The sequence below is a fragment of the Bdellovibrio sp. genome, assembly GCF_047637665.1.
Lineage (GTDB): Bacteria > Bdellovibrionota > Bdellovibrionia > Bdellovibrionales > Bdellovibrionaceae > Bdellovibrio.
The window spans coordinates 12,863-38,818 of record NZ_JBLJBT010000036.1 but is presented as its reverse complement, the minus strand read 5'-3'; the positions used below and the strand labels follow the sequence as shown (position 1 = coordinate 38,818).

The following is a 25,956-nucleotide window of genomic DNA, read 5'->3' as shown; positions in this document are numbered from 1 at the left end:
AGTAGGACTTTATGGGATCTAACGAGACAAGAAATCTATGGCTTTCGATTGCAGCAGGGGTCTTTGCGACTTTCTTGCTGTACAGCTATTCCCAGGAAAAGAAGGCCGAATATGACAAGCGTTTTGGTTCCACAAAGCGAGTCGTCGTCGCCAAAGAAGACATCGCCGAGATGCAAACGATCTACGACACCATGGTTGAAACGAAAGAGTTGCCCGCGGACTTTATTCAACCCGACTCCATCACGATCCCCGATGAAATCATCGGGAACGTGGCCGCCGTACCTATTCGTAAGGGCCAGATGATCGTAAAAAATAATCTACTGACTCCGGGTCCTGATACGGGGATTGCTTTGCAAGTGGCGCCCAGCAAACGCGCTGTGACCATCCCCGTCGATGAAGTGCGCGGGGTTGCAAAACTTATTCGCCCCGGAGACCGCGTGGATATTTTCGCTGCCGTTGACACCGGAAAAGGCGTCAATCAACGTCGTGAAGTTTTCACAATGCTTTCAGATGTTGTCGTGTTGGCTACGGGAGTCAGTGTTGTGAATAACATTCCCCGTATGTTTGAGCTCGATTCCACGGGAAAAAATCTAACGCAAATTGCCCTGACCGGGGACACGAAGTACACCACAATCACGGTTGAAGCGACTCCCAAAGAGGCGCAAGATCTTTTCTATATACTTTCAACAGCTCCGGGAAATCTATTCTTCGCACTGAGAAATCCCAGCGACAGAACTGTTCCGCCTCGTTTGCCAAGTTCGACATCAGATTCTGTTTTAGGAAAACCTATGGTCTCTTTGGATGGGCCTCCCGCAGCGCCGGCCGCTGCCGCGCCGATTGCGATGCCGCCAGGCAGACCCGGATATGCGCCACCAGCACAGCAAAGAGCTCCGGCGCCGCCAGCACAACAACCTCGTGGCAACGGATTTCAAACTTTGTAAATGGGTCACTCAGGGGGAACGGGTATGAAACAACATTTTATTTTAGCAGGACTACTCCTCAGCCTTTCGTGTGGACACATGGCCAGTGCCCAGGAAGAGCTTGTGGCTGAACCCTCCTCTGTAACGCCAGATGAAGGCACCGGCGTCTATCGTTCTCGCAAGTTCATCAATCTGACCTTGGGGATCGAACAAGACGAAAAATTGCCACCTCTTCCTGATAGCATTGAATTTAAAGGCGACTTCCGACGCATTGTCACCGCCGCTTACGCAAAAGATTTGAATATCATGCGCTTCACGCCTCGCGCAGAGGGTTTTGCCACACTGACTATTCATGACAAACGCAACGGCAAAGTCGTGGCCGAGTTCCGTATTGACGTAAAGAAAAGTAAACTGGACAAAGTAGTCCGCGAGATGCGCGCCCTTCTAGGTGACATCGAAGGTATCAACATCAAAATCGTGAACAATAAAGTCGTCGTCGATGGTCAGATTCTTTTACCCAAGGATCTGGCTCGAATCTTCAATGTGGTAAAGCAGTTTGGAGATCAGGCTTCTTCCCTTGTGACATTAAGCCCTCTGGCGCAAAAGAAGATTGCGGAGTTTATCGCTCGCGATATCAATAATCCGGAAATCGAAGTCCGCGCCGTGAATGATAAAATCATTTTGCAAGGCTGGGCTAACAGCGAAGAAGAATCCAAACGCGCTGAGATCATTGCGAAGACCTATCTTCCTGACATCGTTATTGATGCGGCAGAAGACGGCGGACCTATTAAAAAAAGAAGACCTCTGAATGACGGGGTTATTAACCTCATTCAAATTAAAGAGGCCGCTCCGAAGCCGCCAGCAAAAATGATTCAATTGGTGGTTCACTATGTGGAACTTGCCAAGGACTATTCAAAGGCCTTTAAGTTCCAATTCACTCCGGAATTGGGTGACAACTCGCAACTCACTTTCCAAACCGGCGGCGACAGCCCTGGAGGCGTGGTGAGTACGATCACTGGAACCGTTTCCAATCTTTTGCCTAAATTGAATTGGGCAAAACAACATGGCCATGCACGCGTTCTAGAAAGTACTAGTTTGATTGTCGAAGATGGAAAAAAGGGTGAAATCAAACAAGTGACGGACCAACCTTATCCCGTGATCGGGAAGGATGGCACTCAAGGGACCGCCTTTGCGTCCGTGGGTATCGTTACCGCCATCACTCCTACGCTCTTAGGTGAAAAATCTGGAAGTGTTCAAATGGATATGAACTTTGAGGTCTCCAGCTTGCTTGGAAACACACCCCTCGGGGCTCCGATTGTGAGTAAAAACCAGATGTCCAGTTCCGTGACCATTCGCGATCGTCAAAGTGCGGCGGTCGGGGGATTGATTCGTAACTCGACTTCAACAGGGTACAATCGTCCTGCCGGACAAAAGAACCCCATTATCAGCTTGTATGCATCAAAAGACTTCATCAAACAACAAAGCCAGTTTGTGGTCTTTGTGACTCCCATCGTGAAAACTTCTGCGAGCTCTGGAGCCGAGCAAATTAAGAAGAAGTTCCGTTTACGCGACTAAAATCTCGTAAACGGACCTCCCCTTCCAGCCGATAAAGGAAATGGAGGTCTGCATTGGCTATTAATCCGAATTGTAATCTCATCGCGGTGGTTGGCGGTAAGGGCGGCGTTGGTAAGAGCGTCTTTGCGGCGAACTTTGCTTGTACCCTCATGACAGAACTGCGTGCACAAGTGCTCCTCATTGATGCTGACGGAAAAAGTGTCGGCGATCAAAACGTCATTATGGGGATCAAACCTCAAAAAACCCTCAAAGAACTCGCCAACTTCCAAGGCTCTTTAAACTCTCAACCTATGAACTCACTGGTCACCATGCACCAGTCAGGCCTTGCTTATCTTGGTGCGGTCCGAGGCCCCGAAGAATCTTTGAATATTTCTCCGGATCTTTTGGGAAAACTTTTAGAATTTTTCAGTCGCGCTTTCAAGTTTATCGTTGTCGATGTGGGAACTGATTTGGGTCCTGCTCAGATGGCTGTTCTTCAGGAAGCCACGGCCATCATGATCGTCACCAGCCCTGAAGTTCTGGTAGTGACTCAAACTCAACGTTTGATCAACGAACTTCTTTCGGCGACCTTTCCCAAAGACATGTTTCAGTTGGTCATCAATAAGGCTTCTCCTACGGGTTTATCACCTCAAACGATTTCAAACCAACTGCAACTTCCCTTTTTAGGAATTATCCCGCAAGACGAAGCCACGTCTATGATGGCTTTGCAGAAGTACACTCCTTTTGTTCTTGCCGCACCGAAAGCACCCGTCACGGCGGCTTATTATGACGTCGCTCGAAAATTGACCGGTGGAGTCCTGCAACGGCTTAAAACCCTTTCGCGCCCCAAGCCTGCGGCTCCTGCTGCAGACCCTGCGGCGGGTGGCAACGCCGCTTTACCTGTGGCCGGAATGGATGCGCGTACTCTTCTCAAAATTCGCGTGCATAACGAATTGATTCGCACCGTGGATCTGAAGAAGCTTTTGGTCGACACCAAACAAGATGAAAACAAAGAAAAAGAAGTTCGCGAAAAAACCAAAAGAGAAATCACCTTGATCGTAGATCGCGAAGCTCCAGACACTGCTCGCGAAGAGCGCTCCAAGATTATCAAGGAAGTACTGGAAGAGGCCTTGGGCTTAGGTCCCCTCGAAGATCTGCTTGCAGATTCAGATGTTTCAGAGATCATGGTCAATGGCTTTAAGAAAATCTTTATCGAAAAAAGTGGTAAGGTACAACTGAGCCCCGTGACATTTACGTCTAACGATCACCTTCGTCGTATCATCGAGCGGATCGTAACACCCTTGGGACGTCAGATTAATGACTCGACTCCATATGTGGATGCTCGTTTAAAAGACGGCTCACGTGTGAACGCAGTGATTGAGCCCTTAGCCATTGACGGACCCGCTTTGACAATTCGTAAGTTTAAAAAGGGCGGTATCACACCCGAGAAGTATATCAACTACGGAAGCGTCACCAAAAGCATGATCGACTTTCTGCGCATTTGCGTTGAAAACGGACTTAACGTTGTGATCTCCGGCGGTACCGGTTCCGGTAAAACCTCTTTGCTGAACATGCTTTCTACCTTTATTCCCTCCAACGAACGGGTCATTACTGTCGAGGATGCGGCCGAGTTGCAATTGCAACAAGAGCACGTCGTGCGCCTTGAAACACGCCCTCCTTCCATGGAGGGAAATAATGCCGTGAGCATCCGTGACCTTATTAAGAACGCCCTGCGTATGCGTCCTGACCGTATCATCGTGGGTGAGTGCCGTGACGGCGCCGCCTTGGATATGTTGCAGGCGATGAACACAGGTCACGATGGTTCGATGACGACGACTCACGCCAACAGTCCTCGCGAGTGTATTGCTCGTTTGGAAACACTTTGTATGATGTCAGGAATGGAACTTCCCGTGCGCGCCATTCGCGAACAGATTTCAGGAGCGGTGAATTTGATTGTTCAGATTTCTCGTCTTTCTGATGGGAGCCGTAAAATCCTTAGCATCACCGAAGTCGCGGGCATGCAAGGGGACGTTGTGACTTTGGCGGAAATCTTCCGCTTTAAAGAAACCGGCTATGACAAAAATAGAAAGATTCAAGGAATCTTCCAGGCAACGGGAACAATTCCTAGCTTCATTCAAAAGCTCAGTGACAAAGGCGTCGTTATTCCTCGTGAAATCTTTGCCAATGATCCAAACACCAACTCACCCGGAACACCTGCAGCGGGAGCCAAACCCCCGATTGCAGCCGCCATGCCTAAAATGCCTGGTGTTGGTCCGGTGAAGAAGTCGGGGTAACATATGAGCTTTCTCTTTAACGAATGGGTCATGATTCCTCTTTTTGGTATCTGCGTTTTTGTCCTTGTCATCCTTTGGGCCGATAAGGCGATTGCTTGGCTTCACAAGCGCAGCCTGGGGCAAAGAGATGAAGTCATCAAAATCCTTCGTTTGATGGGAATGGACATCAACGAAAAGAAGATCACAATCCTGATCTTGTTAATGAGTTTCGGTGTCGGTGCCCTCGCCTTTTTGGCGTTTTGGCCCAATGTTCTTTTGGGGTTCTTTTTTGGTGCCTCCATCACGGTGGCGGGATGGCAGCTTCCGCTCCTATTGGTTCGAATGACTTATGAACAACGCTGCACCAAGTTTGTCGATCAAATGGTGGATGGTCTCACTATCATGGCGAACGGAATCAAGGCTGGTTCAAATCCCCAAGAGTCCATGAAACGTGTGGTTGAGATCATGGGAAACCCCATCAGCCAAGAGTTCTCACAAGTCCTTTATCAAATGCAAGTTGGTGATAGTTTTGAAAGCGCGCTCAACGACTTAGGTAATCGCATTCCACGTCCTGACGTACAAATGTTCGTAACCTCTATCAACATCTTGAAAGAAACCGGCGGTAACTTGGCCGAAACTTTCCAGACCATCGTCATAACGATTCGCGAAAGACAAAAGGTAGAGAAAAAAATTCAGGCTCTCACCGCTCAGGGACTTATGCAGGGAATTATCGTCACGATGATTCCGTTCATCCTTATGGGCGTTTTCTTTATGGTGGATCCCGCTTTCATCAAGCCCATGTTTAACACAACCTTAGGTCTAGTGTTGTTGTTCGTGATGCTTGGCCTTCAAATAATCGGTGGCGTAATAATTAAAAAGATTGTTACCATTAAAGTGTAGTTTGTCAGTTTCAAGGAAGAGGTATTGATAATGAAGAAAGCAATTTTGGCGTTCGCTTTTCTTTTTTCAGCACAAGCGTTTGCTCTTGTGGATATGAAAAATGCCAACTACTCAAATACATGGATTGACATGGATGTTCCTGGAAGTGGTTACGATCTGAAGATCGTGCGCACTTATAACAGCCGTTCTCTTTTCAATGGAATGTTCGGATTCGGATGGTGTTCTGATTTCGAAACCTCCATGGAGGTCAACGCCGAAGGGAACATCAAAGTAAAAGAGTGCGGCGGTGGTCTGGAAGTGACGTTCTCTCCTCGTGAGGTGACTCGCAAAGAGGTGGAAGGAACAATCGCTCAAATCATTAACAAGATGAAGGCCGAAAAGAAAGTGGGATTGACAGAGACTTATCTGAACAATCTTAAAACTCAACTTCTTGAGGATGACAGCCTTCGCTCTGAATATGCTTCGCAATACGGCATTTCTGTGCCTGTTCGCGAGGGCACAAAGTTCTATGCCAATGGTCGCGAGGTTGAACATTTTATCTTCAACAAAACTTACTACACTCGCAATCTTCCCGATGGCAGTGCTCAGCGCTTTAGCCCTCAGGGCAAGATGACTCATATTTACGACAAGAACGGGAACTTCTTAAAGTTTGAGTATGACAAAGACGTGATTGCCTCCATTCAAGACAATAACGGCCGTCGTTTGAGTTTCAAATACTATCAAAATAAAAAAGTGAAATCCATCGTCGGGCCCAACGGTTTGATGGCTGAATATAAGTTCGCAAATCTGGATGATCTTTCTTTGGTTAAAAATGCTTGGTTGAAAACCTATACCTATGAATACGATGAGCTTCACAACCTGACTAAAGCCAACTGGCCAGATAAAACTTTTATTGCCATCAAGTACGATAAAAAGAATGACTGGGTCGTGGCCTTTGCAAACCGCGAAAAGTGCCTTGAGTCGTACAAATATGAATTCTCTCCCAATGATCCTAAGAACCACTACTGGTCATCTGTGAAGAAGACTTGTGGCAAAGAGGTGATGGCTGAAAATAAATACGAATTCTGGCATCAACAACGTGCCGATGGTCAGTACTATCTGCAAAGAGTGATGACCACGGAGGGTGGCAACGTCACCGACATCACCTACCATGAGGTGTTTGGAAAGCCTGTCTCTATTCGTCGTAACGCCGATCGCGTGTCTTACGAGTACTATCCCGATGGACTTGTGAAGGTCAAAGCCGCTCCGAACTTAAGAATGGCGTTTGAGTATGATTCTAAAGTCAAAAAGGTCAGCGCCGTCAGCAGTACTTTCTTCAACGAAAAAGGACAGAAAGTCTCAGTTAAGACAACTCAGTTTAAGTACGACGGAAAAGGAAATCTTGCTTTCGCACAAAACAGTGACGGCCAAAAGATTAATATGACCTACGACAATCGAGGACGTATTGCCACAATCACCGATCAAGCCAAAAAGGTCGTGAAAATTGAATATGAAGAACGCTATGGCAAGCCTTCTGTTGTCACCCGCCCAGGATTGGGAACCATCGTTGTTAGCTATAAGCCAAACGGAGAAATCAACAAAGTGGACAGCAAAGAAGGTCCTTCCGTCGCAATGCAAGTTGCAAGTACATTCAACAACCTGCTAGATATCATTGCCCCCGCAACTGCGGAATTGTATCTATAAAGGAGAAGGTGAATTTATGAAAAGACTTTTAGCTCTTTCCATTTTGATGGCTCTCGGTTTTTCCGCAGTAGGCACCTCCTCCTGGGCTCAGGACGGAGACTCCAAAAGAACAGCAAATCCGGGCGAAGACCCTAATGAAGCCCACTCTACAAAACCCTATGAGGCTGACGTTGCGGCACCTGGAATTTGTCCAGAATGTTTAGCGCGGATGAAGCACACTCGCTTGGGAGATGATACTACTTTCAGACCCAAAGGTTCTGGAGCTGACGTGGGCGGCGCCAAAGAGACGGCTAAAGAGGGTACTCGTTAAACCTGTCTAAAGATTTGTCACACGATAACCTAAAAGGGGCTTTGGACATCCAAAGCCCTTTTAGTTTCCCCTGAAGTCTCCCTAAGTTCCCTCTTAATGTATCAAAATGAAACATTCCCCTGGCATGAGCGATGCAATAGATCTCCTATGAGTATTTATATTTTTATTACTCTCTTTAAAGGAGTTTTACATGACTAAAATATTGAAAGCGGCTGCCACATTGTCGGTTATTACATTTACATCTTTCGCAATGGCAAACCCGAAGTGCTCTCATCGAGTTGTTTCTTCTACAAATGATCTCTTTAAAAACACCAACCCCGTAAAAGTACAGGTTGCTAAAGATACGACGCAAACTGGTCAGTCAAAAATTAAATCCGGCGTTCGCTAGATCGAGCCCGAAAACACAAGCCCCCAAAAGGGAGAGCGACATCCCCCAGTTGCTCTCCCATTTCCTTTTGAAAAACAACCTTTAGCGGATCGCCTTTTCGTGAGCGCCTTCTTGGAAACCATCCACAGTGCTGGCTACGCCATCCTTCAAGGTTTGCCCCAGATTGCGAATCGCCATAGCCCCGCCGGCCGCAGCACTTTGAATATATTGAGAGACCGTTGAGCTTTGCAGCCATCGAAACGAATGCGCTTCAATGGAAGCTCCACCGACCTTCACTTGCATAAGCACAATCACAAGCGCTGTGAAACAAAAGCACTTTAGTACAAATTTAAGTTCTTCCATGAGTGGATTCTCCTAGATGCGGTAATACTTTAAAGATGGCGTTGATAATTTGTTCTTTGCTAAATGGCTTCGTGACGTAGTCATCAAATCCGGACTCCAGAGCTTTCTGCACCAGAACCTCTTGATCTATTGTCGAACACCCGATGATTTTAATTTCAGGGTGAAGCTCCTTAAGAATTTTGGCAGTTTCAATCCCATTACGAAGAGGCATCACCATATCTAAAAATACAAGCTCGGGCAGTGTAGACTGAATAAGAGAAATACCCTCGTCCCCATTGGCCGCTTCGCCCACACATGTGCCACCCGCAGAAGTCACAATGTTCTTCACCAGTTCACGCAAAAATGCAGCATCGTCAATGACGGCAAAACGTATGTTCATACGCTTTAGTATAGGATTTATAGAAACTTTTGATTAGCGGATTTTAGTGGCCCCAACGATAGCCTAGGGAGAACATGTACAACGAATTTGTGACACTCACGTTCGACGGCGTTGATCCTGTACTTGGGTCTGGAAGGCCGGCAGCGCCATCAAAGACATTGCGTTCAGCACTGAGACCTAGATTCCAAATCATCTGACCTTCGCGAGTAAACTTCCACTCGCCCCCCAGATCAAGGCCAATACGGATGCTTTCCTCAGGGGACCCAGAACTGATTGCTGCGCCCGTCGCTGATTCCGTATGCTGCAAGCGGGGGAAGAAGGTTCCACCCACCACCCAAGAATAGTTTGCCGACGTCGGAATACGTGCTTTGAGACCCATTCCAAACCCTTGAGACTTCAAACGCGCCCGTGAGGTGTTATCACTAGGAACAGTCATCTTGTTGTCGCTATAAAGCACCGAAAATTCCACAGAGCTCGATTTTCGCGAAACCCCAAAGAACTTTCTAAAGTTCACTCCCAAGTCTACGAATTCATACTTTGCAGGGATTCGTGATTTGTCGGCAGCCAAAGAGTCCACATCCGCAGCCAGAGAAAACATAATCTGTCCGCTCACACCGATCAGCGGCGTGAACCAAACATTCGATTTGATCTTTAAGGCATTAAAAAAGCTTTGATAGTCTCTAAAGGAGTAGTTGGACTGCGAATCCGTATAAGACACAACGGGTGTCAGATCAATTTCAACTCGGTTGTTTCTGATATCATCAGGATGTATCTGTTCGCGATAGAAGTCGTAGATCTTTTCAGCCTTACTTGAAAAAAGACTTTCTGCTTGCTCGCTGATCGTGGGTTCCTGGACCTCAACAACCTCGACCTCTTTAGGAGCCGACACTGCGGCAGCCTTTTCAGCCTCTTGCTTTTTCTCTTCTTCCAACTTTTTTTGTTCTTCCTCTTTACGAACTTTTTCCTCGGCGGCAAGTTCGCTGGCCTTCAAGGTTCGGACCTTAAGACCATCTGAATCCGTCACAACAGCGCCGGCCTCGCCCTCAGAAGCAGGGTGACGTCCCTTCGTAGGAACTTTAGACTTGCGAACCTCGTAGCGGCCCGAGGAAAATCCCTCAAGACCTGTCTGCGCAAAGGTCGGAAGACTCAAAGTCATTAAAGCTGCAATAATCAAAAAAGAAAGAGACGACGTCATAAGAATTCTTTCGGCTCTCGGTCCGAATTACTTGACGTCAAATTGACGAGTTTTCCGAGGCAGGGCAGAATTATTTTATGAAATCATTTCTTCTTAGATTTTTCCTCGTCGCGTCTTGTTTCATTTCAATATCCCTCGCCGCGTGGGCCCAGACCAACGCCCAGAATGCATACATCAGCGCTGTGGATCAAGATCTAGCCATCAAGTCCATTGTTCTGGTGCCAACCACAGACAATGTTGGAGGCATCTACGCGAAACCTGTTGAAGATGAACTTCGACAACTTCTGAACGACGACAAACAGTGGTCTCTTGCCAATTTCCCCCCTGATTTAAAAATTAAATCCGAGATTTTGGATGAACGTCCCCAGGATGTTCAAAACATTCTGCAAGCAGCCCAAAGCGAAGCTGCTCTCACCTCAAAAATTATTCGCGGCCCTCGCGGCATCTCGATCACTTTGACATTGTTTGTGGGGCGAGAAGGCCTGCCTCTTCTCCAAGAGTCCCTCACGGACTACAAGGGTTTTGAAACTGCCGAAATCCGTGCGGAAGTAAAAAAACTCTTTGAGAATCTCAAATACCGCATGCCCTTTCGTTCAACAATTCTCAGTCGTCGAGGTCAGCAAGTGACCTTGAACCTGGGTAGCGCTTATGGCCTAAAGCCAGACAGCCGTGTTTCTGTTGTACAGATTATTAAAATCAATCGTCACCCCAAATTGAAATTTATGATCAGTACTGAGAAAGAAGTTTTGGGTCGCGTGAAACTTTTTAAGGTCGAGCCCTATCTCAGCTTTGGTTATGTTGAAATGGAAAAAGAACCTGGCGTGATCAGTGTCGGTTCTAAAGTGATGCCTGATGAGTTTGTGAAATACTCTGTGCCCGTGACGACCCCTTCGGGAAAAGTTCTTCAAGATATCACCACACGCCCGGACAAAGACGTTGCGTTCGGCGAAGAGCCTCAAGAGTGGCTCCCCACAATGCCTCCGCAGTTTGGAAAAATTGAACTGATGGCGGGTCTGTCTAACTATACTCAAAACGCGACGTTAGTGACTTCAGGGTCTATCAGTGGGAGCAATAATCTAGCCCCCAACATCATGGCGCGCGGAGAACTGTGGCTCAACCCTGAATGGTATGTGGGCCTTCAGCTGCGACAGTCCGTTTTCTCAATTGATAACAACTTGGCGGGCTCTTCACCCAGCAAACTCAACATGGCCCTAGGTCAGTATGGTGTGAACCTGGGATACAATTTTCTTCTTACCAACGATTTTTTTGGACCCAAACTCCAAATTGCCGCCGGGTACCTGAATACCAACTTTACCGTGGATGACAGCACGCCCACAGCCTTCACCACGATGAAGTACGGTGGATTCATGATCAGTCTTGCGGGTCAGTTTCCCGTTTCAGAAGAAGTTCCGGTGGACATCGGAGGAAAACTTGATTTCTTCCTCAATAGCGCTTTAAGCGAAAGCAAAAGCAGCGGCGCCTCTTCAGACAACAAGATCAATGCGTTTAGCTTCTTTGTGGATTATAAAATGAAAACCCGCTTTAAAATTCGCGGCGAAATTCTTTTAGAGAACTACAACTCTGATTTTAGTGGAACGGGTCAACGTACGGAATCCGCCACCAGCGCCAGTCACAAGCTCACAACCCTCATGGGTGGAGTTCAGTACTTGTTCTAATACTCAATGAGACAAATAAAAAAGCCCGGGATTTAAATCCCAGGCTTTTTAGGAAATCTTTTTAAAGATTCCGCGATGGATGTTGCCGCGACCTGAATGGGTCGCAGGCTTTATTACATCATACCGCCCATGCCGCCCATACCACCATGGTCAGGCATTGCCGGAGCCGCAGTCTCTTTCTTAGGAGCTTCTGCGATCATTGTTTCAGTCGTCAGCATCAAAGACGCCACAGACGCTGCGTTCGTCAATGCACAACGAACCACTTTCACTGGATCGATAACACCATCTTTAATAAGATCAGTGTATTCGTCAGAGTAAGCGTTGAATCCCCAAGTCACAGACTTGTTTTGAAGGATACGATCCAAAACGATCGCGCCATCAAGACCTGCGTTAGCAGAGATTTGACGGATCGGCTCTTCACAAGCGCGCTTAATGATCACAGCACCAAATTGCTCTTCTTCAGAGAATTTAGACTTATCAACTTTTGTTGAAGCGCGAAGCAAAGCAGTACCACCACCCGCAACGATACCTTCTTCAACCGCAGCGCGAGTTGCGTTCAACGCATCTTCTACGCGGTGTTTTTTCTCTTTCATTTCAACTTCAGAAGGAGCACCTACGTGGATAACAGCTACGCCGCCAGCCAATTTCGCCAAACGCTCTTTCAATTTTTCTTTATCATAGTCAGAAGAAGTTTCCTCGATTTGAGCTTTGATAGCAGAAACACGAGCTGTGATGTCGGCTTTTTTACCAGCGCCATCGATCACAGTTGTGTTGTCTTTGTCGACAACGATACGTTTTGCAATACCAAGATCTGCCACGGTCGCTTGTTCAAGCTTACGACCGATGTCTTCAGAGATCACCTTCGCGCCAGTCAAGATCGCGATGTCTTCAAGCATCGCCTTACGACGATCACCGAAACCAGGAGCTTTTACTGCACAGATGTGCAAAGTGCCACGAAGCTTATTCACAACCAAAGTTGCCAATGCTTCGCCTTCAACATCTTCAGCGATGATCAACAATTGACGACCTTGCTTTGCAACGCCTTCAAGAATTCCGATCATGTCTTTCATTGAAGAGATTTTTTTGTCGTAAACAAGAACATAAGCGTTCTCAAGAACAGCTTCCATTCTTTCCGCGTTCGTAACGAAGTACGGAGAAAGGTAACCACGGTCGAATTGCATACCCTCAACAACTGTCACTTCTGTTTTAGCTGTTTTAGATTCCTCGATAGTGATCACGCCTTCACGGCCGACTTTATCCATCGCGTCTGCCAACATTTGACCGATTTCTTTGTCGTTGTTTGCAGAGATCGATCCAACTTGAGCGACTTCGTTAGAGCCTTTTACTGGCTTAGACATAGATTTCAATTCGTCGATAACGATGGCCACGGCCTTATCGATACCACGCTTAATAGACATTGGGTTGTGACCCGCAGAAACAAGTTTCGCACCTTCGCGATAGATCGCTTGAGCCAAAACTGTTGCCGTCGTCGTTCCGTCACCGGCTTCGTCGTTGGTCTTAGAAGCAACTTCTTTAACCATCTGAGCGCCCATGTTTTCGAATTTATTTTCCAATTCGATTTCTTTTGCCACAGTTACGCCGTCTTTAGTGATCAAAGGCGAACCGAAAGATTTATCGATAACAACGTTACGACCTTTAGGTCCCAAAGTTACTTTTACTGCATTCGCCAAAGTGTTCACACCTTTAAGGATGTGAGCGCGAGCGTCTTCTGAGAATGTAATTACCTTGCTCATTTTTATCTCCGTTATTTATTACTTAAAAAAGATTTAGTTAAAGACACCCAAGATGTCTTCTTCGCGCATCATTAGGTACTCAGCGCCCTCTAGCTTCAACTCTGTGCCTGCGTATTTGCTGAAAAGCACTTTGTCGCCCACTTTCACTTCCAACGGAAGGATCTTTCCGTCTTCAGTCACACGACCTTTTCCAGTCGCGATGATTTCACCTTTTTGTGGTTTTTCTTTTGCCGTATCAGGGATGAAAAGTCCGCCCGCGGTTTTTTCTTCTTCCGCCATTCTGCGAACCAAAATTCTATCATGAAGTGGACGAACGCCAATTTCGTTCTTAGCCATTTTTTCCTCCGTTTTTAATTCAACGAAGGTAATATGAATTGGATCGGGAAGGAGTCAAGGTCGGGCGCCCTAAATTTCATTAGACACGCCGAATAATTTCAGAATCTTCAGGAACTACTTTACAGAGTCTTTTCCTACATTTGTGGCGCTAACGGGCAAATCCGAAGCGTGGGCTCCAAATACCGAATTCGCATAGGCGGTCATAAGCTCGGCCACCTCTTCGGGGGACAATTTACCTGCAACTTCGTTAAAGGCCGATTTCTTATCCTGTACTTTGGTCAAATAACCCACAAAATAGTCAGTCACAGAGAGGTCCTTCGCAACTTCAAGTTCATAGGTATCCTGGCGAAGCTGCCGCTCCAGTTTTTCCACAGACATATCACCAGAGGACACCGCCTCTAATGAATTCCTCTGCGCAAGATTGGGGTCCATTCCTTGAGCCATAAGGCGAAGGGATCTTTTCACGTCGATTTGAGCCTTGATCGAAGAGATTTTATTCTGAGCGACCTGAACCTTCTCCGTCTTCCATTCGCGATAGCTCTTCACCTCGGCTCCCGCTTTGAGAGTGAAGGCCGTCATCGACCAGAAGGCGATAAGGGGTAAAAATTTAAGAAAGCGCATGGCTCCTCCAACAAACGTCCGAATTTCCAAGGACTCTTTTTACAAGTCCCGTGCCCCTCAAAAGATGGATTATCTGCAATATATTGAGTTTGAGGGTATCGGGGGGACCATTTGTGTCAGTTTGAGCCGTAATTAGTTGATCACTTTGAGACAGTAAGAGGGTCAAAAATCTAAAGTTTTCGAGCTTTAAAAATAAAAAAACCAAGCCCTTTGGGACTTGGTTTTCTTAATCACAATCTAAAAGATTGGCTCAGAAGGAGGGACTCGAACCCCCGACCCAGCGGTTAACAGCCGCTTGCTCTACCGACTGAGCTACTTCTGAACTCGGTGAGAGGCTAAATTAGGGCCTTGTGCTTTTCTTGTCAAACAGATTTCTCCTAAGGAGCCTCAATCCTGACCAGAGCCTTTTCTAACATGGGGGAGCTAAATGGCATTCCCTGGACGCGAAAGATGGGGCGCCCCTCGTGTTGCTGCAAAATCTTGTTTTCACCCTTCGCGTCGATGGCGACCAGGCGCTGACGATAGGCCTTTTCCTCAATTCCTTCGCTGGAAAAGGTGCCCATCATAATTTCACAGACAGCACTGAGATCCTCGGGGGAGTTTAAAGTTTTAAGAAGAGTTCCCTGAAAAGAATAGACTTCGACTTTGACGGTGTCCGCAGGGCACCAATTCAAGGGTCGATAGTCACTGCCAATTAAAATCCCCAAAGCACTTTGAGGGTCTGAAATTTTATTGGCTACATCCCGTGAACGCAGAGCCTGGATCGCATATAAAACGGCCCCGAACGAAATCAACATCACGCCAATTTTGAGATAAAACGAAATTTTCATGCTTTAGTTGTAACTCGGCGAGTTGAACTAGGTCTAGCGATAAAATGAGGAGGAAAAAATGGTGCACTCGAGAGGATTCGAACCTCTGACCACATGATTCGTAGTCATGTACTCTATCCAGCTGAGCTACGAGTGCACTGTGAAAGAGACGTATTGATAGACTGCGGCCAGGGAAAAATCAAGCATTCTTGATAAAATTACAAAAAGAGGCAGGGCAATACCTTGATTAAAGGGCCTGGCTATGGCAATTTGGATCCTCAGTCGAGAAAACCGACCGCGGAGAGGTGGGTGAGTGGCTGAAACCAAGCGTTTGCTAAATGCTCGTACACCAAAAGTGTACCGAGGGTTCGAATCCCTCCCTCTCCGCCATTTAACTCCCAATATCTGCACAAGTATTCAGTTTTTTGTTTGACCGGCCCCGGATCAAGTTGTCACCCTGAAAGACTCATAGGGAGGCACTTATGCTGCGCAAAGGGTTATTGATTTCCTCATTTATTTGCTCAACAGGCCTCGCCCAACAAAGCACAACGACCTTACCACAGACTGTGGCCGTGCAGACTCCGGAACAAGCGGTGGCATCCTCCAGCATCTCGGCCTCAGAAACGCAATCCCCCTGGAAGTTGTCCCTTGGTTCAGAAAACTATACCTATGAGATTGAACAGCGCACCCTGGGGGCACAGGCACCTGTCGTCTCATCGAATTGGATCGGGGCCGTTTACAACGTGAATCCCAAGTGGGCGATCGAACTGCGCCAGCATTTTCAGTATGCGACAAATAAAGAAAAGCTCACTGGTCGTGACAAAGTTCTAAACACAAATGACCTCGCTGTCGCAGAAACTCTGCTTCGCATAGCCGCAAAGCCTGAGTGGAGTCTTTGGGGTTCAAAACCCATCATCTTTGAGTTGCGATACTACATCCCCGTGGATCGCGTGGCTCAACAAAATAGAGAACTGGGTCGCCTTCGCGCGGACTACTATGCAGAGTGGATGATGAATCCCAAATGGTCTTTAGCGACGTGGCTGTCCCCACGAATTCAGCTCAACAGTGCCGACAATCCCAACAAAGCCGTCGGCGCTGATGCGGAATACTATCAGATAAAGTTTGCTCCTTATCTGTCTTATTACTTCAATGACAATGTCTCTGCTTACTACGCGTGCGCTCTGAACCAGAAATACAGTCAGGCACAGAGAGGGAATTGGACACCTGACATGGCCAATGTCGGCGCTCATGAAATTGGAATGTATATTGGAACTGGGCCTTTTCTTTTTAATCCCGCACTTATCAGCGAAACCAACCTCGACACTAGCGATGGTTCCGTCTTCAGCAAAAGCTCAAGAGTTTTTTCTTATGAAACCCTGAGCTACAACCTGAATGCTTACGCGACCTTTTAATTAGGCCGCGTTCTCGTCGTCGTGACCTTGAACGAACGTATTTAGTTCGATCACCAAGGACGAAATCTTGTTTGTCTGTTTTGCGATATCCATACTGTTGTGTGAAATCATCGTCGAGTTCTGTGCATTGGCCTGAACCGCCGAGTCGATTTCACCCAAGTTCTCATCAATCATAACCAGACTGCTTTTTTCTTCATGAGTCGCCACCGCAATTTCTTTATTGAGGTTCGACACTTTCTTCACCGAGCTCACGATATCACTAAAAACCGTTGCGGATTTATTTGCGACGGACAATCCATGGGCAATCTTTCCCGTAACGTCTTCAATTTGGCTTGCGATGTCTTGAGCTGCCAACGAAGATTTTGTCGAAAGCTGGCGAACGGCATCCGCCACCACGGCAAAACCTTTTCCGGCCTCTCCCGCCCGAGCCGCTTCCACCGCCGCATTCAAAGCCAGAAGATTGGTCTGGAAAGAAATGTCGTTAATGATACTGACAAAGTTATCGATCTTTTTCGCAGAGTCCGAAATCGCTTTCATAGAATGCATCAGCTCTTGAAGTTCTTTTTCACCCAGCGTCGCCGCTTCCTCTGACTTTTCAGACAGTCCCGCTGCAATCGACGCGTGATCCGCAGATCTCTCAACCTTGTCACGAATCTCACGGACCGCATGAGCCGTTTTATCTACAGAGTCCGCCGACTGTGTGGCCGACGTTGAAAGCACGGACACAGAGCTTGTAACAACATCGACCGATTGATTCACATTTTCGATAGATTGTTTCAACTCTTGCGTCAGCATCTCGATACGACGGCCGGTGATGGCCGACAGCCAAGACAACAAACCGAAAATCAGAAGGCCAACAACGATACTTACGCCAATCAAGCCGGTTTTTGAATTTTTCTGAATAAGCTCTTTTTCGACTTTATTGTCTTCCGTTTGATTAAAGTGCAGATCAATCTCTTCCATCAAGACCGCATCCACGTAGGCAGAGCTAATAAACCATGCCCCATCCAACTTCAAGGCATCCCGGACGAACTGATCCCCCTCGGGAGTGTGCTTCTGAAGCTCTTGAAGCATCTTCTCTGAAACTTCAAAAAAGCCCGGAATGATTTTTTCCATGTTCTGATAGATGCGCAGCTCTTCTGGATCTTTAGGCTTGGCATCCAACTGCTGAATGTAGTCGTGCATTTGATCTAAGATCACCTGAGCTTGGCCCGTGTAATAGTTTTTTAGAAGCTCGTTGTTGTTATTCGCAAGAGCTCCATACATATAGTAACCATATGAGGCCTTCGCTGTAGACATCTTGTTAAACAGATCCACAGCGGGAATCAAATCATCATAAGCATCATCCAGGATGGTTGAAAGTTTTCCCGTCGTAAACACGGCAATCAGACATAGGGTCACAAACCCCACTGCCGGCAAAACAGAAATTCCTAGAAAACGACCACGTAAACCTTTGAAGAATTTGAATAGCTTTTTCATGAGGCTATATTCGGAGAATTTGCAGTTCATATTGAGAAATTTTCGGGAAATTCATCCAACGGTGGATAACACCTAGATGCAAGCCTGGCTGCAATATTGGAGCCAATATATACTTATGTTTTAAACTAGTCCAAATACACGGAAAATATATAAATTCTCATGAAAATAAACATTGGACCCTTTATTTGTTCATAAATAATCCGAACTATTTTTACAATTTCACCACCCGGAGGATTTACATGGGTTTAAGTTTGCGCGTTAAGATTGCTGGCCTAGTATCAATGTCACTGATACTGGCTTTGGTTTATGGTGGCATTCATTTGTATGGAAATATCAGGCGCTCCCAAGACGCCAAAGATATCGTCCTGAGAAGTGCCTTTTTCAAAATTACCTCACAGCTTATTCATGAGATGCAAGTTGAGCGTGGTCAGACAGCTCTTTTTCTAGGTGGCGGAAGTTCTGAGACCGAACTTAAAGACCATCGCGTTCTTGTCGACAAAAGTTTTTCAGATTTTTCTGACTCTCAAGAAAAGCACGGCTACCAAGACCTTTCCGATGTTAAGGCTCTCAAAGATCTCCTGACCTCGGCGCGAAAGATGGCCGATGATAAAGAAGCCACTCCGACAGTGATCGCAAAATACACTGAGGCGGTTGTGCTTCTCATTGAGTCTCAGGTGAAAATCTCTAAGAGTTCTATTCTGGATGGTATTGAAATGCACATGCTCGGCATCAATATGTTGGAGCTTGCCAAAGAGTATACGGGCCGCATGAGAGCCAATATGGCCAACATTCTAGGCGCCAAGAAGCCTCTGACCATGAAACAAATTTCACTTCTTCAGGATCTCCAAAGTCGGATCTATACAAATCTTCAATCACCTATTTCTGATATTTCTCCTGAGGGAAGAAAGCTTATCGAAAGTTTCTTGGCTGGCGATCAATGGAAAAAGGTGGACTCGGCCTACGAAAATGTTTTTGCAGAATCACAAACCGGAAATTTTGCAACCGATCCGAAACAATTTTATCAAGACATCACGGTCTCGATAAATAGCCTTCGGGAAATCGTTTTGCATGAACTGGTGGACGTCGAAAAGACCTCCGAGAGCATCCGCGCTGGCGCCAGCCGAGACATGTGGATCACTGCGATTATTCTCATGTTGGGCACGGTTTCTCTTGTCGTGATCTCCGTCGTTCTTATCAACAGCCTCACCAAACCCCTTCATAAAGCTATCATCAGTCTGAATGAGGCTTCCGATTCGATTGCCTTGAGTGGCGGTCAAGTGACTGAAGCCAGTCATCAGGTTTCGTCCAGCGCCGTCGAGTCAGCCAGCGCCCTGGAAGAAATCGTGGCTTCTGTTGAAGAGCTTAACAGTATTGTGAAACAAAATGCCGCCCGAGCTGAAGAGGCCGCAAAACTTTCCGCTCACGGTTGTGGTGTCGCTGAAAACGGACAAAAAGAAATTACCACGCTGATCACGGCCATGAATGGAATTGCCTCCAGTTCTCGTCGCATCGAGGAAATCATCACGGTCATTGATGATATCGCTTTCCAGACCAATCTGCTAGCTCTCAATGCCTCCGTGGAAGCCGCACGCGCTGGGGAACAAGGAAAGGGATTTGCCGTAGTGGCAGAGGCCGTAAGATCTCTCGCGCAACGAAGTGCTGTGGCCGCCAAAGACATCAGTATTCTTATCAAAGAAAGTGTTGAGCAGGTCGAAAACGGAACTCGCGTTGCCGACTCCAGCGAAGCTGTTCTGTCGTCGATCGTTCAGGAAATTAATAAAGTGGCAGTTCTCAATGGCGAAATCTCCGCCGCCAGCAATGAACAAGCTCTGGGCATTCAACAGATCAATAAAGCCATGACGGAACTGGATACGTCCACGCAGCAAAATGCCTCGGTGGCGGAAGAGGTCTCTGCCTCTGCAGATCAAATGAATGGTCAAGTCAGTAGCATCGGCCAGCTCGTTCACACCCTGCAAGGAATCGTCGACGGGGCGGCTTAGCCCCTGACGAACCTCTAATACAACTTTGAGAGCTCCATGGAATATTTCCCTGGAGCGTACTCACTCAGACGCTTCTTATAAAGATCGACAAAGAATTTTTCCTTCGACGAGTAGCTTGCGTAGGGATAAATGGCGATGCCTCCGCGCGGAGTGAATTCCCCAACGACCTCGATATATTTGGGTTTCATAAGTTTCACAAGATCGTCACAAATTGTTTGCACACAGTCCTCGTGAAAATCTCCGTGATTGCGAAAGCTGAAAAGATAAAGTTTTAAAGACTTCGATTCGACCATCGTTTTGTCGGCGATATAATTAATAAATATTTTCGCAAAATCTGGTTGTCGCGTCTTCGGACACAGCGAGGTAAACTCAGTACAAACAAACGTTGTCCACGCAATTTTTCCAGGGTTCTTATTATCAAACGCCTCCAAAACCTCTGGTGCATAAGTTTCGGGGTATTGAGTTTGATTTTCGCCCAAAGCGAAATCTTTTAATTCTTTTGCGTCTCGACCGGTTTTCTTTTTCATAATGTGGGCTCTTTTATTTCATTAAATTGTGAAGATCAATTGCTACTTACTTTTTTACCGACTTCTTCTTTGTCGGGGTTGCCGTGGGCTCTCGCCCTCCGCAGGGACGCTCCTTGATCAACTTTAATCCCGAGTCCATGTCAGGATGAAGGGGGTCCGGCACTCTCTCTTTAATGTCTTCTCGCATGAAACGAGCCGTGTAGGGTTTGTCGGGGGCGGTGAGGCGGCGAACCTCTTCGGCACTTAACAGAGACTCCACCGAGCCACGATAGTTCTTCACGGGTTCAGACAAGCGCCCACGCAAGGTCACAGCGCTCCCCAAATAGATCTCGGCCAGTTCGGCCAAATCGGGAGCCAGACTCAAGGTTGTTTCACTCATGGAACCATCGTAAAGCTTCACAACATTCTGGCCATCCACCTTACGAATCACTCCGCTGATTTCGTACTCTCCACAACGAAACGGCTCTTCGCCAAGAGCGCTCAGAGCGAAAAAAGAAATCCACATCATTAACAAGTTTTTCCACATCTTCATAATACAAAACTCCGGCAAGGATTTGCCTTTTTTTCTTGAGACGAAAAGTGCTCATATAACATCTGATAAACATCTCTTTCAGCCTTCGCCACCTCTTTGGCCGTGAAATAGATGCCCGAAACTTTTTTTTCATATTGCGCTTTCAAAGACTTCCATCTTTTAAACGATGCGCTGGCGACTTGTTCTTTATAGATATTCAATTCAGCAATTCCATCCCCACGCAACTTTCCCTCTTTTTGCTGAAACATAAGATCCGAATACCCATATTCCCATTGTCTATTGTTGCCGCAAAGTTGGTTACGACCTAAAGGGACGCAGCGTTTTTGATTTTCACGCTGAGCCGCCCGATAAGCCAGCTCCGCTCCAGAACGTTTTTCTTGATAGTTTTTCATCGACGCTTCCAAGTTCTTAAACACCGGCTCTAAGGAAAGCTTTTCGATTTCATAGCGAATCTTAATTTGAGTGTACATGTCCGGCGACTTCTGAATTTCGCGCAACTGAGCGATCAGTTTTTTATAGGGTGAAGAACTCAATCCTTCGCAAGTGCCTTTTTTGTCAAGCTCCTCGGTCAGCGATGTTGCTTCTAACATTGAGTCCGAAAGAAATTTCGTCAGCTCATACGCCTTCTTCCCGGCCTCCGTTGAGATCTGCGGGGTTCCCGGGGAAAGAGCTCCCCTCTTCAAGCGGGCGGAAAGAAACGCCTCTTCTAGATTTGTTCCCGACTTCAAACTTTTTCCAATATACTGGCCGGCATTAACATACCCCAGATTGTGGGAGGCTCCTGAAACAACGCACGTTTTATCCGTCGCTAACGCAAGGGAAGAGCCCGAATGGCAGGAAAAATCCAATATCGCAAGCTGCACCCCATTTTTCTCTGCCAGATCTCGAAGTTCTTTTAGTTCGTTCAAGTCAAATTGCTTATCAGAGGTCGCCACCTGGTGCGCCTTTTTTGAGTCGCTTGCTGGCAAGCCATGTGTTGCCAAAGTGAGCATGACCTGATCACCACTTTTTAGGTTCTTGTTTAAAATTCTTTTTTTAAGACTTGCGATCTCTTCCTGAATATTCTGCGTTGTCATGGGCTTATTCTGATTCGGCAAGATTTTTTGGGCCAAAGCTTCTGACTGCGGATGCCCTCCATTAAAATACGACCGCGACGTCCAACCACTCCCATTTGCAAAGGGCGCAAACTGTTCGTAAGTTTTATCAAAGATTGTCCCTGGAGTGGCGGGCTCGCCACCGCCTCCAAAAAACACCACTTCCTTTTTCGCCCAAGATGAAATCGAAAGCGAAAAAATCAGGAGCGCCGAAAGCGCCCCTCTAATCCACATTCTTCACTCCCACATACCGCGCCAGCCAATAGGCATAAAGGTAATCCACTCCAGAATTTTCATCGCCCTTATTGTGGCTCGTTTGATAGAGGAAGGCCGAGTCTTTCCAAACAAAGTTACTTGCGAACGCCTGATACTCGAAGAGAGGATAGTTGTAGAGGCCTTGATAGAAGAAGTCGATCGGCGGTTCTGGCTTTTTCACGGCCTTCCAGAAAAGACGGGGGATTGGAGAAATACACCATTCTGGTTTTAGCGAGTGATCAATGCTGACTGTCAGGTTCGGACGCGGATAGGGAATTTCTCTGAGGCCCCATATGGACTGAGCCAACGCAGACTCAAAGCGAGCGTCATTGGTTTCAGACCGAAAGTTTCCTCCTCGTGTTCCGTGTCTATAAGCAAAACCATAGGCGGCCATCGTCAAGAGATGTCTTTGTGCGGGTTCAAAAGTCACCCACGAATCCATCAAGCGTTCGCGCAACTGATCGCGAATTTTTGTTTGCCCCAGAAGGTCCGCTAGCGTGATGTTGGTGATATCTCCGACGATCCCCAGGTTGATGCCACTCCAGTCCGAAGTGCCGTGCCAATAAAAAGAAGTATCGAAGCTATAGCCGGAAACCTTCATGGAAATGGCATCATAAGACTTTATATATTGTTCTTTTAGTGAAGGGTCCCCAGTCATCCACGCCGCCAAACCCAAAGCGGGGGGCTTATTGTGAGGTTTCTCAGACATGATTTTAAGATCGATCAGGCGGCGAGATTTTTCTTTTAATTCATTCCATGTTTCAGTGTCTGATTTGGGAATCACCAATCCGGCCCACATAAAACCGTGAGTGAGGCCCTTCAACATGTCATTGTTTCCACCCTCTAACCACACCAGATTTTCGAAGGCTCCCGAGCCGCGATGCCAAGAGCCCGTTGGCGGGGATTTAGGGTCATACACCGCCAGAGTTCGCGCAAACTCCTGGGGATTGCCGGTCACGTCCATCAAAGTCATCAGGCCCTTTAAAGCTTTGCGCACGTTCTGCAACGCCTCCGTATCCTTCGTCGTCAAATAGCGCATGGCTTGAGAGCCCAGATACATTCCCGTCCACAGGGCCGAGTCTCCGTCAGGAGAATATGACACCAGCTGCCCCTTCTCATCCAAGATAGCGTGAGACAACATTCCGGCTTCATTCAAGTGAAAGTCTGCGGCATTGCGATCATAGCCCTGTGCTTTTTCATCCAGCGATGGAGCGTAGGCGTTTCGTTTAACGGCAGATTCTGTGATACTAATGGCGTCCGTGATCTTGTTCACCACGCGAATTATATCTTTGTTGTTGCGATAAAACTCAAAGTCCGTCGGATCAAAAACCATGTAAGGCTGTTCATTCTTAAATTCTGGTCTGTTTTTGTACGACTTCACCAATGAGTCTTTGTCATAGCCAATGTCCATTTTAAATGCCTTGATAATTCCACGAACAAGCAGCGGAATATTTTTTCCCTTGGCATCTAAATATTTTCGCTCATTGACCCAAAGAGGTCGACTCTCTAAATCTCGTCTGGTTGTGATCCACTCGGAATAATCAGATACTTTTTTGTCGCTAAACGAAGTCGCCAAACCAGCCGAGGTCGGCGAAAATCTAGCAAGAATTGTAATAGGATTTCTAAAGTCAGAGGCCTCACGTTTTTGCGAACTCAACTTTGTTATAAAATCACCTTGGCGGATATCATAGGTCACAGTCAACGTGCCTGCATTGGCGACGGCTTTTCCAGTCCAAACTTCTTGAACCCGAAGACCATCAAAGAAGTAGTTAATGTAGGTGACAATACGAACGACATTAAACGTGCCATCACCGGCCTTTCTCAACTCCAGCTCACCATTGTAGGGTCCGCGAGTCGAGGAGGTCCCTTGTAAAAACCAGATCCCTTCCATGCCACCGTTGGCCTGCAGTGAGGCAATGTCGCGGGGAACTTGTCTTTCTTTGTGGGCGCAAGAGTTAAAGATAAGAACGCTCAAAAATAAAAAAAGGAATGAACTCAATGCTTTCATTCCTTTATTGTCTCTAAGAAGACTTACGCACAGGAGTCCTGAAAGGACAACCTCGTCTTTAGTAGGGAACCTTGTCAGACTTGGCTTGCCACTCTTTGAAGACCCCCAAGGCCTCCTCGTGAGCACATTGGATCATCGGCACTTTGCGCTGAGAAATGTCCTTAGGAATCTCTTGGTAAAGAAAGTCATCATCAAAATCAATGTTGGCCGCATCTTTGCGAGTGTTCCCGTAGTAAATCTTCTCAATGCGGGCCCAGTAGATCGCCGACAAACACATAGGGCAAGGTTCGCAGCTTGTGTAGATCTCAGCACCCTCAAGGCTAAAATTATTTGCGTTCTCGCAGGCGTTTCGGATGGCAACAACTTCAGCATGAGCCGTGGGATCATTGGAAGAAGTCACTTTATTCCAGCCTTCGCCAATAACCTTTCCATCTTTAACGATCACGGCACCAAAAGGCCCACCGGCACCAGCTTGCATGTTCTTTCGAGAGAGCTCGATGGCTCTGATCATGAATTCCTTTTTCATAAGGCGCCCATACTCGCGGGAGTTTTCTCGTTAGTCAACTCTTGGACTATGAAGCGGTCCTCACGTTTTGGCCGCACCCCCAAATCAATTATAGGAACTTTTGCCACGCTGATGCCCCTGCGCAAACACCCATCTAGACTAAAATCAAATGGAAACTTGTTTTTCCACCCACATGGTCTACCATCTTTAAATATGCGCTGTTTATCCGCTCTTCTTGTTCTGTTGTTGGGTTGCCTGGCATACGCAGCCCCGCCGAGGTCACTAGAGGTTTCGACATTCTACTATCCGCCTTATATGATGGACAGCAAAGATGGTTCTGTTGAGGGCCTGATGGTAGAAATATTTGAGCAAACAATTAAGCCTCTTCGCTTAAAGCCCGACTATCACATCTTTCCTCTGCGACGATCCGTAGTGGAAATGCAAAAACCTCGAAACATAGAGAAATTTGTCCACCTAGGAACAGCTCTTAATTTTAAAAACGAAATCAGTGCAGGTGTTTTCTCTGATATCACCATGATCACTGGTGCCTTTGCGGCCTATGTTTCCCCCAAAAGCTCTCTGACAAAAGGCCCCTCCGTCACCGTTGAAATGCTGCGGTCCTATCGGGTCGCCGCCCTTCGTGGAAGTGCCGTGGTTCCAATACTCAAGCACTCGGGTATTAACCCTTTGGAAGTGAGCAACATTGAGCAGCTCTTTAAGGTGCTTGCTTCAAACAGAATTGATGTTTCGTTGGTGTTAGATCTATCTGGAGATTTTTATTTGAAAGATCACCCACAGATAAAAATTGCCAAAGTTCCCTCATCCATCACTGATGTGCCGCTCTCTTTCCTCATAGCAAAAAGCCATCCTCATTATGACAAGATTTTTCCGATGATCTCTGAAAACCTCGCAAAGATGAGACTTAACGGAGATCTCAAGAAAATTGCCGAACGCTACTACGGCGTCGGCCAAGTTCCTAATGATGTGCTGTCAAAGTAACAGCG

The 25,956-nt window shown here is 46.9% G+C and carries 25 protein-coding genes and 3 tRNA genes; 12 read left to right on the top strand and 16 right to left on the bottom strand.

The window, feature by feature from the left end; all coding sequences use genetic code 11:
• The first annotated feature begins 11 nt into the window (after positions 1-11).
• The 7 genes from cpaB to ACM64D_RS12305 all read left to right on the top strand — a co-directional run bounded on the left by cpaB (position 12) and on the right by ACM64D_RS12305 (position 8,028).
• Complete coding sequence (gene cpaB / locus ACM64D_RS12335; protein WP_415063522.1) at positions 12-941, top strand: Flp pilus assembly protein CpaB; 930 nt, start codon at positions 12-14, stop codon at positions 939-941.
• Positions 942-965: 24 nt separating this feature from the next.
• Positions 966-2,495 (top strand): BON domain-containing protein, encoded by a 1,530-nt coding sequence (locus ACM64D_RS12330; protein WP_415063521.1) that lies wholly within the window; start codon positions 966-968, stop codon positions 2,493-2,495.
• A gap of 53 nt (positions 2,496-2,548) precedes the next feature.
• Entirely contained in the window at positions 2,549-4,768 is a 2,220-nt protein-coding gene (locus ACM64D_RS12325; protein WP_415063520.1) for an ATPase, T2SS/T4P/T4SS family, read from the top strand.
• Positions 4,769-4,771: 3 nt separating this feature from the next.
• Entirely contained in the window at positions 4,772-5,647 is an 876-nt protein-coding gene (locus ACM64D_RS12320) for a type II secretion system F family protein (protein WP_415063519.1), read from the top strand.
• A gap of 30 nt (positions 5,648-5,677) precedes the next feature.
• Entirely contained in the window at positions 5,678-7,330 is a 1,653-nt protein-coding gene (locus tag ACM64D_RS12315) for a DUF6531 domain-containing protein (RefSeq protein WP_415063518.1), read from the top strand.
• A 16-nt stretch (positions 7,331-7,346) separates the two neighbouring features.
• On the top strand, positions 7,347-7,640 hold the full coding sequence (locus tag ACM64D_RS12310) for a hit locus (RefSeq protein ID WP_415063517.1): 294 nt from the start codon (positions 7,347-7,349) through the stop codon (positions 7,638-7,640).
• A 190-nt stretch (positions 7,641-7,830) separates the two neighbouring features.
• Complete coding sequence (locus tag ACM64D_RS12305) at positions 7,831-8,028, top strand: hypothetical protein (RefSeq protein ID WP_415063516.1); 198 nt, start codon at positions 7,831-7,833, stop codon at positions 8,026-8,028.
• Between the two features lie 81 nt (positions 8,029-8,109).
• Here ACM64D_RS12305 and ACM64D_RS12300 read toward each other — a convergent pair whose 3' ends face one another.
• The 3 genes from ACM64D_RS12300 to ACM64D_RS12290 are packed head-to-tail and all read right to left on the bottom strand — an operon-like array spanning position 8,110 to position 9,944.
• Positions 8,110-8,370 (bottom strand): hypothetical protein, encoded by a 261-nt coding sequence (locus tag ACM64D_RS12300; protein WP_415063515.1) that lies wholly within the window; start codon positions 8,368-8,370, stop codon positions 8,110-8,112.
• Positions 8,357-8,749, bottom strand: a complete 393-nt coding sequence (locus tag ACM64D_RS12295; protein ID WP_415063514.1) for a response regulator — start codon at positions 8,747-8,749, stop codon at positions 8,357-8,359. The genes ACM64D_RS12300 and ACM64D_RS12295 overlap by 14 nt, the downstream gene beginning before the upstream one ends.
• A 43-nt stretch (positions 8,750-8,792) precedes the next feature.
• Positions 8,793-9,944 carry a hypothetical protein gene (locus ACM64D_RS12290; RefSeq protein WP_415063513.1) on the bottom strand — a complete coding sequence of 384 codons (1,152 nt, stop codon included), beginning with the start codon at positions 9,942-9,944 and terminating at the stop codon, positions 8,793-8,795.
• Between the two features lie 77 nt (positions 9,945-10,021).
• On the opposite strand from ACM64D_RS12290, the gene ACM64D_RS12285 reads away from it, so the two are divergent.
• Positions 10,022-11,620 (top strand): hypothetical protein, encoded by a 1,599-nt coding sequence (locus ACM64D_RS12285; protein ID WP_415063512.1) that lies wholly within the window; start codon positions 10,022-10,024, stop codon positions 11,618-11,620.
• 113 nt (positions 11,621-11,733) lie between these two features.
• Here ACM64D_RS12285 and groL read toward each other — a convergent pair whose 3' ends face one another.
• The 6 genes from groL to ACM64D_RS12255 all read right to left on the bottom strand — a co-directional run bounded on the left by groL (position 11,734) and on the right by ACM64D_RS12255 (position 15,297).
• Positions 11,734-13,374: a chaperonin GroEL gene (groL, locus tag ACM64D_RS12280; protein ID WP_415063511.1), complete on the bottom strand. Its 1,641-nt coding sequence runs from the start codon at positions 13,372-13,374 to the stop codon at positions 11,734-11,736.
• A gap of 33 nt (positions 13,375-13,407) precedes the next feature.
• A complete protein-coding gene (gene groES / locus ACM64D_RS12275; RefSeq protein ID WP_088616100.1) occupies positions 13,408-13,710 on the bottom strand; it encodes a co-chaperone GroES in 303 nt (100 codons plus the stop codon).
• Between the two features lie 114 nt (positions 13,711-13,824).
• The gene (locus ACM64D_RS12270) at positions 13,825-14,331 is read right to left on the bottom strand and encodes a hypothetical protein (protein ID WP_415063510.1); all 507 of its coding nucleotides are present in this window, start codon (positions 14,329-14,331) and stop codon (positions 13,825-13,827) included.
• A gap of 246 nt (positions 14,332-14,577) precedes the next feature.
• Positions 14,578-14,653, bottom strand: a tRNA-Asn gene (locus ACM64D_RS12265).
• Positions 14,654-14,708: 55 nt separating this feature from the next.
• The gene (locus ACM64D_RS12260; RefSeq protein WP_415063509.1) at positions 14,709-15,161 is read right to left on the bottom strand and encodes a hypothetical protein; all 453 of its coding nucleotides are present in this window, start codon (positions 15,159-15,161) and stop codon (positions 14,709-14,711) included.
• Positions 15,162-15,220: 59 nt separating this feature from the next.
• Positions 15,221-15,297: transfer RNA gene (locus tag ACM64D_RS12255), tRNA-Arg, on the bottom strand.
• 142 nt (positions 15,298-15,439) lie between these two features.
• Here ACM64D_RS12255 and ACM64D_RS12250 point away from each other — a divergent pair.
• Together ACM64D_RS12250 and ACM64D_RS12245 are read left to right on the top strand one after the other, a co-directional pair.
• A tRNA-Ser gene (locus tag ACM64D_RS12250) sits at positions 15,440-15,530 on the top strand.
• A 92-nt stretch (positions 15,531-15,622) separates the two neighbouring features.
• Complete coding sequence (locus ACM64D_RS12245; protein ID WP_415063508.1) at positions 15,623-16,552, top strand: hypothetical protein; 930 nt, start codon at positions 15,623-15,625, stop codon at positions 16,550-16,552.
• On the opposite strand, the gene ACM64D_RS12240 is transcribed toward ACM64D_RS12245, so the two are convergent.
• Complete coding sequence (locus ACM64D_RS12240; protein ID WP_415063507.1) at positions 16,553-18,031, bottom strand: methyl-accepting chemotaxis protein; 1,479 nt, start codon at positions 18,029-18,031, stop codon at positions 16,553-16,555.
• 239 nt (positions 18,032-18,270) lie between these two features.
• On the opposite strand from ACM64D_RS12240, the gene ACM64D_RS12235 reads away from it, so the two are divergent.
• The gene (locus tag ACM64D_RS12235) at positions 18,271-20,031 is read left to right on the top strand and encodes a methyl-accepting chemotaxis protein (protein ID WP_415063506.1); all 1,761 of its coding nucleotides are present in this window, start codon (positions 18,271-18,273) and stop codon (positions 20,029-20,031) included.
• Between the two features lie 14 nt (positions 20,032-20,045).
• Here ACM64D_RS12235 and queF read toward each other — a convergent pair whose 3' ends face one another.
• The 6 genes from queF to ACM64D_RS12205 all read right to left on the bottom strand — a co-directional run bounded on the left by queF (position 20,046) and on the right by ACM64D_RS12205 (position 25,250).
• Positions 20,046-20,558: a preQ(1) synthase gene (gene queF / locus ACM64D_RS12230; protein WP_415063505.1), complete on the bottom strand. Its 513-nt coding sequence runs from the start codon at positions 20,556-20,558 to the stop codon at positions 20,046-20,048.
• Positions 20,559-20,604: 46 nt separating this feature from the next.
• Positions 20,605-21,090, bottom strand: coding sequence for a hypothetical protein (locus tag ACM64D_RS12225; RefSeq protein ID WP_415063504.1), 486 nt, complete (start codon positions 21,088-21,090; stop codon positions 20,605-20,607).
• On the bottom strand, positions 21,087-22,418 hold the full coding sequence (locus tag ACM64D_RS12220) for a hypothetical protein (protein WP_415063503.1): 1,332 nt from the start codon (positions 22,416-22,418) through the stop codon (positions 21,087-21,089). The genes ACM64D_RS12225 and ACM64D_RS12220 overlap by 4 nt, the downstream gene beginning before the upstream one ends.
• Entirely contained in the window at positions 22,408-24,447 is a 2,040-nt protein-coding gene (locus ACM64D_RS12215; protein WP_415063502.1) for a hypothetical protein, read from the bottom strand. Before ACM64D_RS12215 ends, ACM64D_RS12220 begins: the two co-directional genes overlap by 11 nt.
• A gap of 58 nt (positions 24,448-24,505) precedes the next feature.
• Positions 24,506-24,973 carry a nucleoside deaminase gene (locus ACM64D_RS12210; protein WP_415063501.1) on the bottom strand — a complete coding sequence of 156 codons (468 nt, stop codon included), beginning with the start codon at positions 24,971-24,973 and terminating at the stop codon, positions 24,506-24,508.
• Positions 24,974-25,106: 133 nt separating this feature from the next.
• A complete protein-coding gene (locus ACM64D_RS12205; protein ID WP_415063500.1) occupies positions 25,107-25,250 on the bottom strand; it encodes a hypothetical protein in 144 nt (47 codons plus the stop codon).
• Between the two features lie 17 nt (positions 25,251-25,267).
• Between ACM64D_RS12205 and ACM64D_RS12200 the strand changes: the two genes are divergently transcribed.
• Positions 25,268-25,951: a substrate-binding periplasmic protein gene (locus ACM64D_RS12200; protein ID WP_415063499.1), complete on the top strand. Its 684-nt coding sequence runs from the start codon at positions 25,268-25,270 to the stop codon at positions 25,949-25,951.
• The last annotated feature ends 5 nt before the right edge of the window (positions 25,952-25,956 follow it).